Annotated in this window: 16 protein-coding genes and 2 pseudogenes; 6 read left to right on the top strand and 12 right to left on the bottom strand. The window is 68.3% G+C overall.

Annotated elements, in window-relative coordinates:
- Positions 1 to 34: 34 nt before the first annotated feature.
- The 7 genes and pseudogenes from larA to ACYVF7_RS34300 all read right to left on the bottom strand — a co-directional run.
- The gene (gene larA / locus ACYVF7_RS34330) at positions 35 to 1315 is read right to left on the bottom strand and encodes a nickel-dependent lactate racemase (protein WP_460348900.1); all 1281 of its coding nucleotides are present in this window, start codon (positions 1313 to 1315) and stop codon (positions 35 to 37) included.
- A 132-nt stretch (positions 1316 to 1447) separates the two neighbouring features.
- On the bottom strand, positions 1448 to 1888 hold the full coding sequence (locus ACYVF7_RS34325) for a hypothetical protein (RefSeq protein WP_460348898.1): 441 nt from the start codon (positions 1886 to 1888) through the stop codon (positions 1448 to 1450).
- Positions 1889 to 2072: 184 nt separating this feature from the next.
- On the bottom strand, positions 2073 to 3035 hold the full coding sequence (ligD, locus tag ACYVF7_RS34320) for a non-homologous end-joining DNA ligase (RefSeq protein ID WP_460348896.1): 963 nt from the start codon (positions 3033 to 3035) through the stop codon (positions 2073 to 2075).
- A gap of 38 nt (positions 3036 to 3073) precedes the next feature.
- On the bottom strand, positions 3074 to 3346 hold the full coding sequence (locus ACYVF7_RS34315) for a hypothetical protein (protein WP_460348894.1): 273 nt from the start codon (positions 3344 to 3346) through the stop codon (positions 3074 to 3076).
- Between the two features lie 187 nt (positions 3347 to 3533).
- Positions 3534 to 3938 carry an SAM-dependent methyltransferase gene (locus ACYVF7_RS34310; protein WP_460358259.1) on the bottom strand — a complete coding sequence of 135 codons (405 nt, stop codon included), beginning with the start codon at positions 3936 to 3938 and terminating at the stop codon, positions 3534 to 3536.
- 26 nt (positions 3939 to 3964) lie between these two features.
- Positions 3965 to 4648: an SDR family NAD(P)-dependent oxidoreductase gene (locus tag ACYVF7_RS34305; protein WP_460348892.1), complete on the bottom strand. Its 684-nt coding sequence runs from the start codon at positions 4646 to 4648 to the stop codon at positions 3965 to 3967.
- A gap of 200 nt (positions 4649 to 4848) precedes the next feature.
- Positions 4849 to 5157, bottom strand: a pseudogene (locus ACYVF7_RS34300) (L-lactate permease); the annotation flags it as partial.
- Between ACYVF7_RS34300 and ACYVF7_RS34295 the strand changes: the two are divergent.
- Complete coding sequence (locus tag ACYVF7_RS34295) at positions 5156 to 6166, top strand: hypothetical protein (RefSeq protein WP_460348890.1); 1011 nt, start codon at positions 5156 to 5158, stop codon at positions 6164 to 6166. The pseudogene ACYVF7_RS34300 and the gene ACYVF7_RS34295 overlap by 2 nt on opposite strands.
- Positions 6167 to 6333: 167 nt before the next feature.
- On the opposite strand, the gene ACYVF7_RS34290 is transcribed toward ACYVF7_RS34295, so the two are convergent.
- Positions 6334 to 7071, bottom strand: a complete 738-nt coding sequence (locus ACYVF7_RS34290) for a GntR family transcriptional regulator (protein WP_460348888.1) — start codon at positions 7069 to 7071, stop codon at positions 6334 to 6336.
- A gap of 210 nt (positions 7072 to 7281) precedes the next feature.
- Between ACYVF7_RS34290 and ACYVF7_RS34285 the strand changes: the two genes are divergently transcribed.
- Positions 7282 to 7797: an FxsA family protein gene (locus ACYVF7_RS34285; RefSeq protein ID WP_460348886.1), complete on the top strand. Its 516-nt coding sequence runs from the start codon at positions 7282 to 7284 to the stop codon at positions 7795 to 7797.
- 63 nt (positions 7798 to 7860) lie between these two features.
- Here the strand turns inward: ACYVF7_RS34285 and ACYVF7_RS34280 are convergent, their stop codons facing one another.
- Positions 7861 to 8205, bottom strand: a complete 345-nt coding sequence (locus ACYVF7_RS34280; protein ID WP_252783493.1) for an RNA polymerase-binding protein RbpA — start codon at positions 8203 to 8205, stop codon at positions 7861 to 7863.
- 1064 nt (positions 8206 to 9269) lie between these two features.
- Between ACYVF7_RS34280 and ACYVF7_RS34275 the strand changes: the two genes are divergently transcribed.
- The 3 genes from ACYVF7_RS34275 to ACYVF7_RS34265 all read left to right on the top strand — a co-directional run bounded on the left by ACYVF7_RS34275 (position 9270) and on the right by ACYVF7_RS34265 (position 11566).
- Positions 9270 to 9488 carry a helix-turn-helix domain-containing protein gene (locus ACYVF7_RS34275; RefSeq protein ID WP_460348884.1) on the top strand — a complete coding sequence of 73 codons (219 nt, stop codon included), beginning with the start codon at positions 9270 to 9272 and terminating at the stop codon, positions 9486 to 9488.
- 39 nt (positions 9489 to 9527) lie between these two features.
- Positions 9528 to 9926, top strand: coding sequence for a hypothetical protein (locus tag ACYVF7_RS34270; protein ID WP_460348881.1), 399 nt, complete (start codon positions 9528 to 9530; stop codon positions 9924 to 9926).
- 575 nt (positions 9927 to 10501) lie between these two features.
- Positions 10502 to 11566: a hypothetical protein gene (locus tag ACYVF7_RS34265; RefSeq protein WP_460348879.1), complete on the top strand. Its 1065-nt coding sequence runs from the start codon at positions 10502 to 10504 to the stop codon at positions 11564 to 11566.
- Between the two features lie 9 nt (positions 11567 to 11575).
- Here ACYVF7_RS34265 and ACYVF7_RS34260 read toward each other — a convergent pair whose 3' ends face one another.
- From ACYVF7_RS34260 to ACYVF7_RS34250, 3 genes are all read right to left on the bottom strand, one after another.
- Complete coding sequence (locus ACYVF7_RS34260) at positions 11576 to 11863, bottom strand: hypothetical protein (RefSeq protein WP_460348878.1); 288 nt, start codon at positions 11861 to 11863, stop codon at positions 11576 to 11578.
- Between the two features lie 152 nt (positions 11864 to 12015).
- Entirely contained in the window at positions 12016 to 12729 is a 714-nt protein-coding gene (locus tag ACYVF7_RS34255; protein WP_460348876.1) for a hypothetical protein, read from the bottom strand.
- A gap of 212 nt (positions 12730 to 12941) precedes the next feature.
- Positions 12942 to 13070 (bottom strand): hypothetical protein, encoded by a 129-nt coding sequence (locus ACYVF7_RS34250; protein WP_460348873.1) that lies wholly within the window; start codon positions 13068 to 13070, stop codon positions 12942 to 12944.
- Between the two features lie 211 nt (positions 13071 to 13281).
- On the opposite strand from ACYVF7_RS34250, the pseudogene ACYVF7_RS34245 reads away from it, so the two are divergent.
- Positions 13282 to 13353, top strand: a pseudogene (locus ACYVF7_RS34245) (hypothetical protein); the annotation flags it as partial.
- Positions 13354 to 13423 lie beyond the last annotated feature (70 nt).

Raw genomic sequence — 13423 nt, 5'->3', positions numbered from 1 at the left:
CCGGAGCTTCCTCAGCCGGATGCCGGCGGCCGGGTCATCGCGCCGTCCCGGCCAGGTACGGGATCGTCTGCGGACCCTCGGGCAGCACGCACAACCGGGCATCGGGGCCCGCCGCCGACAGGGCGTCGGCGACCGTGGCGGAGATGTCGCTGGTCTGCTCCAGGTGGGCGGTGGCGAGGTCCGCGTCGCTGAGGTGGCCGGTGTGCATGACGACCCGGCTGCCGGACTGGATGCGCGCCTGGATCTGCACCTGCCACTGGTCGGGCACCGTCTCGGTGCGGGCGCTGATGGCGTCGAACAGCGCCCGCGGCGAGGACGCGGAGGCCAGGACCTCCCGGTAGGAGCCGTGGTCGGGGAAACCGTCGCGGCACTCGGCGGCGCAGACGATGGTGCCGCCCGGGCGGACCACCTGGTAGGCGGCGGACATGCCCTTGACCGCCTGGTACAGGTTCTGGTCCAGGGGGAAGCCGGAGTTGGTGGTGACCACCACGTCGAAGGGCGCCTCGACGGGCCGCATCGCCATGCGCTTCGCGGCCGCCGTCGCGGCGGCGTGCATCGGCGACAGGTCGCCTCCGAAGGCGGCCACGACGTCCTTGTCCCGGTTGAGGACCACGTCCATGGCGAAGGTGACCCCGGTGGCCTCCGCGATCGCCCGTACGTCGTCGTGGACGGGGTTGCCGTGCGTGACGCCCCAGGTCGCGCGGGGATCACCGATGCGGGCGGCGTCGTGCAGCACGAGAACGGTCTCCAGCGCGGCCAGCCCCGGGGCGACGAGCTTCGGCCCGCCGGAGAAGCCCGCGAAGAAGTGCGGCTCGACGAAGCCGGTGGTGATCCGAACGTCGGCCGCGGCCCACTCGCGGTTGAGCCACACCGGCACGTCCTTGCCGAACCTTCCCATCCAGGTGAGCTCGTCGGGGCGCCGCGCGTCGTGGTTGACGATCCGTACGGCGTCGACGACCTGGTCGCCGAACATCTGGCGCAGTTCGGCGTCGGTGTTGCCGCGGTGGGTGCCGGTGGCGATCAGGATCACGACGTCCTCCAGCCGGACGACGCCGTCGAGTTCGGCCAGCAGCGCCGGGACGACCAGCCGGCGGGGCTGGGGCCGAGTGCCGTCACAGACCGAGATCGCCACCGTCTGACCGGGCCGTACCCGCTCGCGCAGCGGCGGCCCGGCGACCGGGTGACGCAGCGCCGCGCGCACCAGGGCGACCTGGTCGGCGGCGGCCTCGTGGTGGACGGGCTCGACCACCGTGGTCACCTCGGGGTCCACGTCGATGTCCAACCCCGACTCGCCGTACGCCAGGTGCACTCGCATGATCCGTCCTCCGGAAGCCGGCGCCGGCGGTCAGGGGGCGCCTGGTCGCCGGCGGTGCCGTTATGTCCTGCTTCTTACCGACTCCGGTGGAGCGTATCGAGCCGGCGGCCCGGGGTCGCCTCGCGGGGTGCGTTACCCCGCGTAGGCGCGGCAGGAGTCGTTCTGGTCGGTGCCCAGGCCGATGACGGTGACGTGGTTCAACGAGCGCACATTCTTGATCACCAGGGTGTGCCGGGTGTCGCCGCCCTTGAAGGCGTAGGTGACGCCCGAGGTCTTCGGGTCGCCGGTGACGGGGTTGTCGTCGGCGTCGTCGGCCTCGAAGTTGAGGGTGATGGGGGTCTTGCCCACCTGGGCGGTGACCTGGACGTCCGTGCCGGTGACGCGGTAGGAGACGGTCGTGCACGTCGGGGCGTCGCTGTCGCCCTTGGGGGAGGCGGTGGGCAGCGGAACGCCCGCGGCCGCGCCGCCGGTCTTGGCGGACGCGGCGGTCTTGTCGTGATGCGCGGATCCGCCGCCGCAGCCCGCCAGGCCCAGGCTGGCCACGGCGACGAGAACGAGCACATGCTTACGCACGAGGACACTCCAGAGGTGAGGGGAACGAACGGCGACCCGCCGCGCGGGACGCCGGATCGGGACCGGCCGGGACGCCGGGGTAACTCTGCTTCCGACACCATGATCCCGCAAATGGACACGCCGGAAGAACACCGGGAGAAGCCACGAACCGGGGCCTTCGCCGCGCATGTACGGGAGAAGGGCGTCAACCGGGATCTTCGCGGTGGACCTCGCGGGGCTTCTTGTCCGGGCGCAGCCCCCGCCAGCTGGGGTGCCGCAGGACGCCGTCCGGGGTCCACTCGCCGAACGCGACCTCGCCCACCAACTCGGGCCGCACCCAGTGCGCGCGCCGGGCGACCTCGCGGGGCGCCGGCGGGTCGAAGGGGTCCTCGCCCCGGGCCAGGGGCGCCAGCCGCGCGGCCATGTCCCGCAGGCCCGCCTCGGTGAAGCCGGTGCCCACGTTCCCCGCGTACCGCAGCCGCTCCCCGTCGTAGACGCCCAGCGCGAGGGATCCGATCAGGTCGGCGCGGCGGCCCGCCCCGGGGATCCACCCGGCGATCACGACCTCTTGGTGACGGACGTGCTTCACCTTGATCCAGGGACCGCGCCGCCCCGGGTGGTAGCGGGACCGCAGTGGCTTGCCGACGACGCCCTCCAGGCCCTGGGCCAGGCCCACGGCGAAGACGGCCTCGCCGTCGCCGCGCCACCAGGGCGGCACGCGCACGGGCTCCTCGTCGAGGCCGAGCGCGTCCAGGCGGTCCCGCCGCTCGGTGTAGGGGAGCGGCAGCAGCGACTCCCCGTCGAGGTGAAGAAGATCGAACAGGTAGTACTGGACCGGCACGGCCCGGACGAGCCGCTCGCCGGGACGCAGGACGTGAATCCGCAGCTGAAGCGTCGCGAAGCTCGGGCGGCCGTCGCGCAGGGCGACGATCTCGCCGTCGAGGACCGCGGGGCGGGGCAGCATCCGGGCCAGGCCAGCCAGTTCGGGGTAGGAGCGCGTGATGTCCTTGTCGTTGCGGGACATCAGCCGCAGGCCGCCCCCCTGGACGTAGGCGACGGCCCGGACGCCGTCCCACTTCAGCTCCCAGCCGTAGGCGTCCTGATCGTGCGGCAGGGACCGCCGCGGGAGGGCCGCCATGGGCCGGATGAGCCGTGGAAGGTCGGCCAACCGGAACTCCGGTGACCTTCTCCGGGTACGTGCGAGGGTCAGCCGACCGGCATCGCCTCCCGGACGCGGTGCTTCATCCGCTCGGCCCGCTCACTCGGCGTCTCCTCGCCGTACTCCTCCTCCATCCGCATGGCGACGCCGAGCGCGAAGAAGGTCGGCGCCCACTCGCCGACGAAGATCCCCCAGCGGTCCGCCCGGTCCATACCGGCCTTCTCGGCCCGCATCGACATCGCCCAGCTGGCGACCGACGCGATGATCGATCCGAAGCCGGCGATGTACATCATGTCGGACGTGATTCCGGCGCGGCGCATGAGCCTCAGCATCGTTAGCCCCCCGTTGACCTGCTGTTTTCTCCCGATAGGAAGCGGTACCCGGGGCCTGGGCCACTACGCCGCCGCGGTGTTCAAAACACCGCCAACTGGTGTCCGCCGGGCGCGCGGCGTCGAGCCCGCCTCCGGGAGCGGTCACCGACGGGCGCCGCGACCGGTCCACCAGGGCTCAGCGCTTGCGCGCGACGCCGCCCGCGCAGGCCACTTCCGGCGGCTCGCCCCAGGGGCTCGGCTCCGGGCGCCACCGGGTCACGGACACGACACCGGGACTCAGCAGCTCCAGACCGTCGAAGAACGCGGTGATCTGCTCCAGGCTCCGGGGCGTGTACGGGACCGCGCCGCTGCCCGCGTTGTACGCGCGGATCGCCTCGACGTACGCCGGATCGGTGTCGGTCCCGTCGTAGAGCGCCAGGTGGCTGCCGGCCGGCAGCGCCGCCACCAGCCGCCGCACGATCGAGCATGCCTCCGTATGGTCGGGGACCAGGCCGAGGATGCCCATCAGCATGAGGCCGACGGGCCCCCCGTAAAGAGACGCGCGTGGCCGGGGCCGGCCGCCGCCGGGCGCGGCGGGCACCGTGCGCCCGCGCGCTGGGGAGAGCGTCACCGCCCCGGGTCGAAGCGGCCGTCGATGACGGTCCAGCCGGCGTCGACGACGAGGTTCGTCCCGGTGACGTACGACGCGGCATCGGAGGCCAGGAACGCCACGGCGGAGCCCACCTCGTCGGCCGTGCCCCACCGGCCGAAGACGGTGTGCCCGTCATAGGCCATCTGCAGGATGGCCGCCTTGGTCGCGGCGTACACGGCCAGGCCCGGCTCGACCATCAGGGCGCGCATCGACGAGCACGCGACGAGGCTGCCGGACCCCTGCGCGGCCATCACGGCCGAGGCCCGCTGGAGGAAGAAGAAGGTGCCCTTGAGGTTGAGATCGATGATGCGGTCGAACTCCTCGTCCGAGAAGGCCGCGACCCGCTTGCGGATGTTGATGCCGGGAGTGGTCACGCCGATGTCGAGCCGGCCATGCGCGGCGACGGTGCCGTCGACGGCCGCGACGACCTGCTCCCGGTCGGTCAGGTCGGCGGTGACGCCGGTGGCCGAGCCGCCCTCCGCGACGATCCGCTCGGCCGTCTCCTTCGCCCCGGCGCCGTCGACGTCCGCGCACACGACCGCGGCGCCGAGCCCGGCGAGCGTGCGCGCCGACGCCTCGCCGATGCCGGAGGCGGCGCCCATCACGAGGGCCGTCCGGCCCGTGAGGTCGAACAGGGCCTGGTACCGATTGGTCATCATGTCTCCTCGGTGTTTCCGGGTTTCAGGGGAGCATCCAGGACAGGACGGGGGTGGACTGCAGCAGCACGATCAGGGCGATCAGCGCCAGCAGGGACAGGCTGTAAACGATCACCTTGCGGAAGATGTCGCCCTCCCGGCCCTGCGAAGGCGATGATGATGACCTGGATGCGCTGATCGTCGCTGACGCTCCAGAAGGATCTGCGCAGGACTTCGAAGTGACCCGTGTGCTCGGTCAACTTGAAGATCCACAACGCGTTGACGACGATCCAGATGACCGTGAGGAAGCTGGAGGCCGCGCCGTACGACGCGGCGTCGAGCGTCTGGAGGACGGGCATGCCGTAGACGGCCGCCGCGATCACCGCCGCCGTCCCGAGGGAGATGAGCCCGGCCCAGTGCGCCTTCCAGCGCAGGACGCCGAGCAGGAGGAAGAGCACCAACAGGGGGAGGGCGGCGACGAGCGCGGACCAGCCGAGGCGTCCGAACACGGGGTCGAAGATCTGGTGATACATGGCACCCCTCTGGGATGAGCGACCCGGATTCACGCTCCGGGTACGGGACCGCGTGAGGTCGTGCTCGTGGCTCCCCGACGGCCACGATCGGGTTCAGGAGCCGCGGCTCCGGATCGGTGGGCCGGCCGAGCAGCGCGAGGACGATGCCGGTGTCCAGCAGCAGCGGCGGGATCAGGCGGAGCCGGAAGACGGCGAGGACGGCGCGGACGTCGCCGGCCGAGGGCGTCTCCACGTACGGCGCCGGCAGTTCTGCGGCGGCGGTGGCGGCCTCGGCGAGGAGGCGTTCACGGGCGGCGGCGTAGGCCGGCTCGCGCACGATCGGCCCGAGTCGTTCCCAGACGGCGGACAGGAAGCTCGGCCACCGGCCGAGGGCCCGGTAGTAGCTCGGCGTACGGGGGAGCCCGTGGGCGATCCGGATCTCCTCGTACAGGCGCAGCAGCTCGGGGTCGGGCGGCGTGGCGGCCGGTGCGAGGGTGACGGCGTCCGGCCGTACGCCGCGCGGCGGCGTGTCGGCGAGGGGCCCGGTCTTGACCGGCGTGTCGGCGAGGATTCCAGTCTCGACCGGCGCGTCCGACGTCAGGCCGTGGTACAGGCAGGACGCCAGCAGCAGCAGCTCGGGCACCAGGCGGTGGAAGGTCGCGGTGTAGCGGCGGACGAGGTCGACGTCGACCCCGGCGACGGAGAGCGCGTCGTCGCGGCCGGGGAGCAGCTCGGCGGGCACCGTGAGCCGCGCGGCCGCCTCGCTGAACGCCGGGGATCCGATGAGGCGCCGGGAGTGCTCCCAGGCGGGCACCAGGAAGTCGGGGAACGCGGCCAGCGCGTTGAAGATCGGGCTGACGAACGGCACGCCGAGGCGGGCGGGCACCTCTCCGAGCACACCCGCGGCCTCGGGTGGCAGGTCCGGAGCGGAGGGCAGCGTCGGCAGCAGGACCGCGCCCCGATCGGCGTCCATCTCCTCCTGAACGGAGTGCTTGTGGGCTGCGGGCTCGGTTACGGACTCCCGCGATGACCTCGCGGTTCGCGGCTCGTCCACCTCGTGGGAAGCTTGCATACGGCGCAGAGTACGACTTTGTATCCAAAGCCCGCAAGACCTGGACTACGGACGTGTTTCCGCTGGCGGGTCGCGGTGCCTCGTGGCCGTGGGCGCGGTCCCCGGGCCCCGGGTCCCTTAAGGGATCACAGCGAACCGGTGACGGAGCCCAGCAGCTCGAAGCGGCGCATCGCCGCCGCCTGGACCTCCGCCACGTGCTCCCTCGCGAGCCGCTCGGCCTCGTCCCTGTCACGCGCGCGCAGCGCCTCGATGATCTTCCAGTGGCCCTGGATGCAGACGACCATCTCGTCAGGGGTGAAGACGTTGGCCATGTTGTACGTGACGCTGAAGTCCCGGTTGCGGAGCCACTCTTCCAGCAGCCGCCGGTTGCCCGCGGCGCGCACGATCGCGTGGTGGAAGTCGCGGTTCAAGCGCCCCAACTCGGCGCGTGGGCGGTTCGTGAACGCTTCGAGCGGTCCGTCGTACATCGCCGCGATCACCGCCAGCTCGTCGTCGGTCGCCCGGATCGCCGTGAGACCGGTGGCCATGCCCTCCAGGGCGTACCGCACCTCGTAGATCTCTCGGATCTCCTCGGGAGTGTGCTCCCGCACGACCCATCCCTGGCGTTCGCGGACGACCAGGCCCTGGTCCACGAGCCGCATCAGGGCCACACGTACGGGGGTCCGGCTGATGTCGAGCTGTGCCGCCACCTCGTCTTCGGGAAGCCGCTGGTTGGGGCGGTAGGCGCCGTTCAGGATCGCGGCGCGCACGTGGTCGTACGCGCGGTCGCTCAGTGCCTCTCCGCTGCCGGTGCGCGGCCGCCGGCCACGCTTCGGCTTGGCCGAGGGCTCCGCGGTCCCCACGTCAGCCGGTCGCTTGGCCATAGATCATCCGCTCCGTCTCCGCCGAACCGCGCCCTCGTATACAAGTCAGGATACGGGGTCCGTCCGGACGGGCTCCGGCCGTCAGCGGCGATGCTCTTTGGCGCTCAGTGCCGGCGTGTCCGCCTGGAGCGAAGCGGGAACTCTCCGCACGGCCAACTCGTCCCCCGGCCGCGCCGGTGAACCGTCCATTCGGCACGCCACAATGGAGACATGCTCCCTGTGGTGCTGTTCCTCGCATTCCTGTTGCTGCCCGTGCTGGAGATTTATGTGATCATCCAGGTGGGCGAGCTGATCGGCGGCTGGCCCACGGTCGCGCTGCTGCTGGCCGAGAGCCTTCTGGGAGCGTGGATCATCCGGCACGAGGGCCGGCGGGCGTGGCGGGCACTGAAGGAGTCCTTCGAGGGCGGCGGCATGCCCGACCGGGAGCTCGCCGACGCCGGCCTCGTGCTCGTCGGCGGGGTGCTGCTGCTCACGCCCGGCTTCGTGACCGACGTCTTCGGATTCCTGTTCGTGCTGCCGTTCACCCGGCCGCTCGTGCGCCGCCTGCTGTCGTCGTACGTCGGGCGGCGGATGTCGGCGGCGCGGCGCCGGGGCGGCCTGCGGTTCGGGGACCTGAGCGGCATGTACGGGCCCGGGACGACCGAGCCGGAGTCGGAGCCGGGTCCGGGGCCGCAGGTCGTGCGCGGCGAGGTCATCGAGGACGACCGTCAGGGCGAGCGGCGCTGAGAACACGCACGAGCCGTGCCGCCGAGGGGCGTACGGCACGGCTCGTGTGCGTTCGGTGTTCGGTTACGCGGTCCTTCTGCGCTGGGCGCGCAGAACGGCCAATCGCTCGGCCAGGACCTCCTCAAGGTCTTCGATCGTGCGGCGCTCCATGAGCATGTCCCAGTGCGTGCGGGGCGGTTTACCCTTCTTGGACTGAGGCATCTCACCGTTGACCATCAGGGCGGTGGCGCCGCAGCTCCGGCACTCCCAGGTCATCGGCACCTCGGCCTCAGCGGCCAGGATGACGGTGAACCGGTGGCCCTTCGGGCAGTCGTACATGACCTCCTGACGAGGGGCCAGGTCGGTGTTTCGATCATTCTCGTAGCTCGTGGCTCCGAGGCGGGTGCCGCGAAGTGCGCGCTCGGCCATCGTGACGTGCCTCCCAGACGGCTTGCGTTCTCCTAGCGTGAACGCTGGATACCGAGACAAGATTCCCGTCTTGGCCTTGATCCAACCCTGGGAAGACCGACCGTTTTCCCGGGTCAACCCTGCTTTCCCCCTCCGAGCTGCACGAACAGTCTATCAGCGGCGCCGTAGGCGGGTATGGCCAGGTACGGATCGTTCAAGATCAGTCGGCCCGGTTCGGGGCGGTTCGGGGTCAAACAAGTAACGGTTACTTGAAAGATGTCACTCTCCGTATCGACCTGCGGCGAGCACCGAGCTGTCGTCCTGGGGCCCGTCGGAGACGTCCGGCCTGCTACGAACAGGCTCTGGCGCTCTGCCGCTCGTGTCGATCATTCTCACACCGGCGCTGTCGCTGCGGTTGTCCCTTCGGTTCTCGGCGCTCCAGGTCGGGACCCTCGATCTGCCCTCGGGCCGAGTGGGCACCAACCCGCCCAACCGTGCCGCCCTGCGGGCAGGTGCGGACTGGAGAGGCGAGCCGCCCATGGCCCTCAGGTTCTCTCTTGGCCGCGGAGCTGGAGCATGTTCGGGCTAAGTGAAGTGACCGATGGCCCGCACACAAAGATGATCAAGGCAATCCCGGCGTCTGGGGCATATTGCCAGGTCGGGTGTGATGACGGCGATGCTGACGCAGGATCGCTGGCGCGGGGGATCACCTGGCCGTCGGCGTCTTTGACGCCGTAGGCGCCGGTGGCCCATGGGATGCGCGTGTCGCTGTCATGGTCGGGTGTGTGCTTGTTGGGTCCAAAAGCCGGCGGGGTCGGTGGCAGTGTGATCCTCGGCCGTGAACCAGTCAATTGAGTGGGCTTGTATCTGATATGGGGGCCGTGTCGCGCCTCGCAAGCCTCGGTTGTGGTTCCGTTTGGCGGTGTCAGATACAGCACGTATTCATGCACGTGTCGCCTTGCTGACGCAGCGCTTATCGTCAGCTGATCATGCGGGCCTACTGTAGATGTTGAGATTCCGTCGGTGCAGTCTCCTTGCTTTTGGGGCGGCTAGATATTCTGATCGTCGCGAGAGGGTGATTTCTGTTGAGTTCGAAATATCCTCGGCGACTTTCTGAGCCGGATCCTGCCGTCTATATTACCGAGCTTCGTCTCGCTGAACGTTTCGGCTGTAATCGTGATCAGTTGTATGAGCTACGCCGACAAAAGCGGATTCCCTTCATGCGTGTCTCTAACCGCATCGTGTATCGAATCAAGGACCTGGACCGTATCGAGGCAGCCTTCCTTAATGACGTGGCTGAGTGACCTTCGCGGTGAACGTTAATGTCGACAGTGGGAGGGCAAGTGAAGATCTGGCATGACTGGGAGTTCATCGAGGACGGGCGCAGCATCCGCTCGATTAGTGTCGGCATGGTCGCAGCTGATGACCGTGAATACTATGCGATCTTCGGAAACGGTCCGATTGACGCGGCTGCAGCGCATCCGTGGCTGCGCGCCAACGTCTTGCCGCACCTGCCGGTGGACATGCCGGCGTCGGGCGTCGCATGGCGGGACCGCCAGCATCCCGACTTCGCGTTCGTTAAGGACCCGAGCGTCATCGCTGCGGAGATTCTTGACTTTGTCTGCGCGACGCCAGACCCCCCGAGCTATGGCATGGTTCAGCGCCTTCGATCATGTCAACCTGGCATGGTTGTACGGACCTGTGAATCGTACGCCCGACCGCATTCCGATGTGGACCGGTGACCTTAAGACGGAGGCCGTACGGTTGGGTAACCCGTGCCTACCCGACCAGACGGGTCCGGTGCACCACGCGTTGCATGACGCGCGGTACAACCGTGAGATCGACCGGTTCCTTACCCAAATCGCTACGAAACAGGAGGGGCCCAGGAGGCAGTGACGTGCTTGCTGGTGCAGTCTCCGCCCTGCAACTCGATTTACCTGCTCACCTGGTGCGGCGGCACGGCAATTAGCATTATTGGTCGTTTGGGGCTGGCGCGCCGTGGGTCAGGGCGGTCTGGTCCCTAGCCGGAGGCGGGCTCGCGTTTAAAAGCATTCCGTGCCCAAATCTATGACGAGGAGTGACGGCGTGCATGCCGGCCAGCACACGACCACGAACCACACCGTGGACGACATGACGCCGAACAGAATCGCGTGTGATCCACGCTCGGCCGTCGTTACCGCGATGTGCGCCAGATACGGGAGCTGCCGCAGCGGGTCAGGTTGGGGCGACGGCGGCCTCCTCGGGACTCGTGCATTCTGCCGTCGCAGGACGGAGGCCTGGTCACCGAGAGTCTCTTGAATGTTCCGGAGGGAAGGCAATGAAGTACCTGATCAGCGCTGAGCTCGAGACATCAACTGATGCGGCCAAGCTGGATCCTCTCCAGCGGGAGGGAGTCGCTTACCTCCTCGTAGATGGGCTCGCTCGGGTCGATGGGGTCACCGGTCCCGATGGTGTCGGGGTCGAGGTGGAGGACTTTCGGGTCGGTGTCCATCCGGCAGGGGCTGCCGTGGGGATCGTGGCCGATGCCCCGGCGTTGGAGTTTGCTGAACGGGCCATGCGCGAGATCATCGAACGGGTACTGGAGCACACCGAGCTGCTCGCCGACTGGCGGGTGACCAGGTGCGAGGTCAGCCTGAACGACGCGCTCGCGCTGGAAAGCCTCCGAGCCGCCGAAGGAGACAACGCACCTCCCGACGACCCCGCCGAACGCCTCACTGCCCCGCACAGCGATATACCAGAGCCTGGTGTGCAAGATCTGCAGGACGAGAGCGAGCAGGCCCGCGCACAGATTCTTCAGGCCGCCGAGAAGCTTCGAGCGTTCGATCTGACGGCGTTCGGCCACTTTCCCGACGAACCCGACCGCGGGCTCAGTGCTGACCATGCCCGCCTGGCCGCGGGAGCTCTCTTGTATTCGGCCGGGATCATGGTTGAAAACCTCTTCCAAGACATCGAAATTCTGTGCAAAGACCACTCGACCGTCGCCGAAGGCGACGGGTTCGTTGTTATGGACGGTCTGCCGGCCAAGTACGCCCACCAGTTCAGGGCGTTGCACGCGAAGCAGTTCCTGGTCGCGGCCGTCACGATCACTGGACGCCTCCTCGAACCACAGTGGCACGAGCCGTCATGCGTGGCCGAGGCCCTCGCGCTGCGTCTACTCATCGACGAGGCCAAGGTAACCCTCGACACCTTCGATCTGCTCGACGGCCGGACGGTCGAAGAAGCCTACGTCGGCTTCCAAGACCACGTCTTTGAGGATCTGGACTTCGAATGGTTCTACGACCCTGTCGGCTCCTGGTTCCTCCCCTACCTGACGGCGACACGCTCCCTGCATCCCTACGTCGAGACCGAGCCACCCGCCGAACGTATCGAGTGGGATGATTGAACCTGGCGGTCACAGCCGGGCCGGACTGGACCGGGCTGGCGTTCGGCGGCCCGACGCGGCGACGAACGCTCCGTACGCCCGCGACGCGGCCGAAGAGCGGAATCCGGGCTCCCGGCGGATCACGTTGGGTTCCCGGCCCATGCCGGACGACGTCACGCCCTCAAGGCCGCCTATGCAGGGATCAACAACCAGCGCAGCCAGATCGGCCAACTTCTCGGGCAGATCCGCGAATTCGAACTCGACTTGCGCGCCGACGCCATCGAGCGGATTACTACCGAGAATCGGACGCTCCGGCAAGAGACCCGGAGGTTCACTACCGACAATTAGCAGCTGACCGGCCGTCTCAAGGCCGCCTGCGAGAACAGTCGGTTCCTCGACACCCGCATCGCTAGCCTCGAAGCCGAGATCCTGGAGCTGAGGGCCACCGCGAGGATGGCCAGCCCAGCTACTCAGTCGATTGCGGCGTCCAACGGAAATTCGGGGACCTGACTCCACGACAAGCGCTCACCAAGATTCTTCGCGACCAGATTGGCGACATGCTCGGCTCCGGCTCGATAAATCCGGGTACACGTGATCGCACCATGGACCACTAGTGAGTGCTTCCCTGCGGGCATGGCTCGCAGCACGTCCGCCGCAGCCGGCACATGGTTGCTGTTCCCCTTGGTCGCCGGGCCAGGCCACACCTCGCTACGCCAACCGCTGGTCAACCCATGGCTCAAGCAGTGTCGGACCTGGATCCAGCCCTGAGAATCGCGAACGGCATCGTCCCAGCCGATCAGTTCGCGCTGCCACCACCCCTTCTGCCCGATCGAAGGCGGTTTCCAGACCTCTACCTCGAAGTCAGTGGCGACATCCAGGCCAGGGAACTCGTTGACCACGATCTTCTGGAGGTCGAGCAAGCTGGGGTTGGTCAGGTTCACCTTCTTCACGATTTGCGCGAAGCTGAGACCCCGCAGATATAGGGCGGTCGCCAGGAAGTCCTCGGCGAACCCCTCGAACGCCGACACCACTCCAAGCATGATCGCGGGCGCTAAGGCGCCGTGATCTCCAGGGTTTCCACGCTTGCGTGGATGCAGCTTTAGCAACCGGGACGGCACGATCAACGATCGAGCGAATCGGTCGACGCTGACCTGCAAGCTCGGTGCGAACACGGCCGTTGCCACGCACACCTCCATGTTGATGATCGCCTCAGAGGAAGAGGATCTCACCGCAGGGCTTCACAGGCGCACACGAAGCTGTCGGCTCATGTCACGAACATGTTCGCCACGAGGAAAGCCCAGTTCCTCAGGACCCATACATCGAGATGGTTCGGAAAACTCGATGGTGCATACGGTTTCGTACGCTCCTACGCGGGAGGTGCAGCCACCTGGTGACCTCACTCGACGTGTGGCACGGCGGAGGGAACGAGCCGGTGACGGCCACCTGCGCTGAGGATCTGGATGCGCTGTTCGAGCGCATCCGGAATGACCTGCCAGTGGGCAAACGGATCATCGTGGATGTCCACCTGTCCGGCGACCCTGGTCCCAGGGCTTGGACGTGGGAATCCGTCCAGATCCCGGGGGTCATGTCGGCGTACTGCGCTACAGCGGCTGCGAACGGAGCGACGGCGTCTACAGCACCTCCCGGAACGGCTTCTCACCCGCAGTCGAGGACGAAGGAAAGCTCTGGTACGACGATTCCCCGTTTCCGCCGAACGCTGAGATCGACATCGACGGCGGGCGGTACAGGGGTTCATGGATACCGCTGGCGCCCGCCCCCGGTGCATCGCCTGGCAACCGCTGGAGTGATCCGTGGCAGACAGGTGACGTTCACAGCGTCATTCGCGGGGCGGCACCGGCGCCGTCCCTGCTGATCCAG

The organism is Actinoallomurus acanthiterrae (assembly GCF_054775715.1).
The sequence above is the reverse complement of the archived record's forward strand: the minus strand, read 5'-3'. Positions and strand labels throughout refer to the sequence as shown.

Excerpts from the sequence above, each read along its gene's own strand:
- ACYVF7_RS34280 (WP_252783493.1), bottom strand. The coding sequence starts at position 8,205 with ATGGCCGAGCGCGCACTTCGCGGCACCCGCCTCGGAGCCACGAGCTAC.
- ACYVF7_RS34265 (WP_460348879.1), top strand. The coding sequence starts at position 10,502 with ATGAAGTACCTGATCAGCGCTGAGCTCGAGACATCAACTGATGCGGCC.
- ACYVF7_RS34315 (WP_460348894.1), bottom strand. The coding sequence starts at position 3,346 with ATGCGCCGCGCCGGAATCACGTCCGACATGATGTACATCGCCGGCTTC.
- ACYVF7_RS34305 (WP_460348892.1), bottom strand. The coding sequence starts at position 4,648 with ATGATGACCAATCGGTACCAGGCCCTGTTCGACCTCACGGGCCGGACG.
- ACYVF7_RS34290 (WP_460348888.1), bottom strand. The coding sequence starts at position 7,071 with ATGGCCAAGCGACCGGCTGACGTGGGGACCGCGGAGCCCTCGGCCAAG.
- ACYVF7_RS34285 (WP_460348886.1), top strand. The coding sequence starts at position 7,282 with ATGCTCCCTGTGGTGCTGTTCCTCGCATTCCTGTTGCTGCCCGTGCTG.
- larA (WP_460348900.1), bottom strand. The coding sequence starts at position 1,315 with ATGCGAGTGCACCTGGCGTACGGCGAGTCGGGGTTGGACATCGACGTG.
- ACYVF7_RS34295 (WP_460348890.1), top strand. The coding sequence starts at position 5,156 with ATGGCACCCCTCTGGGATGAGCGACCCGGATTCACGCTCCGGGTACGG.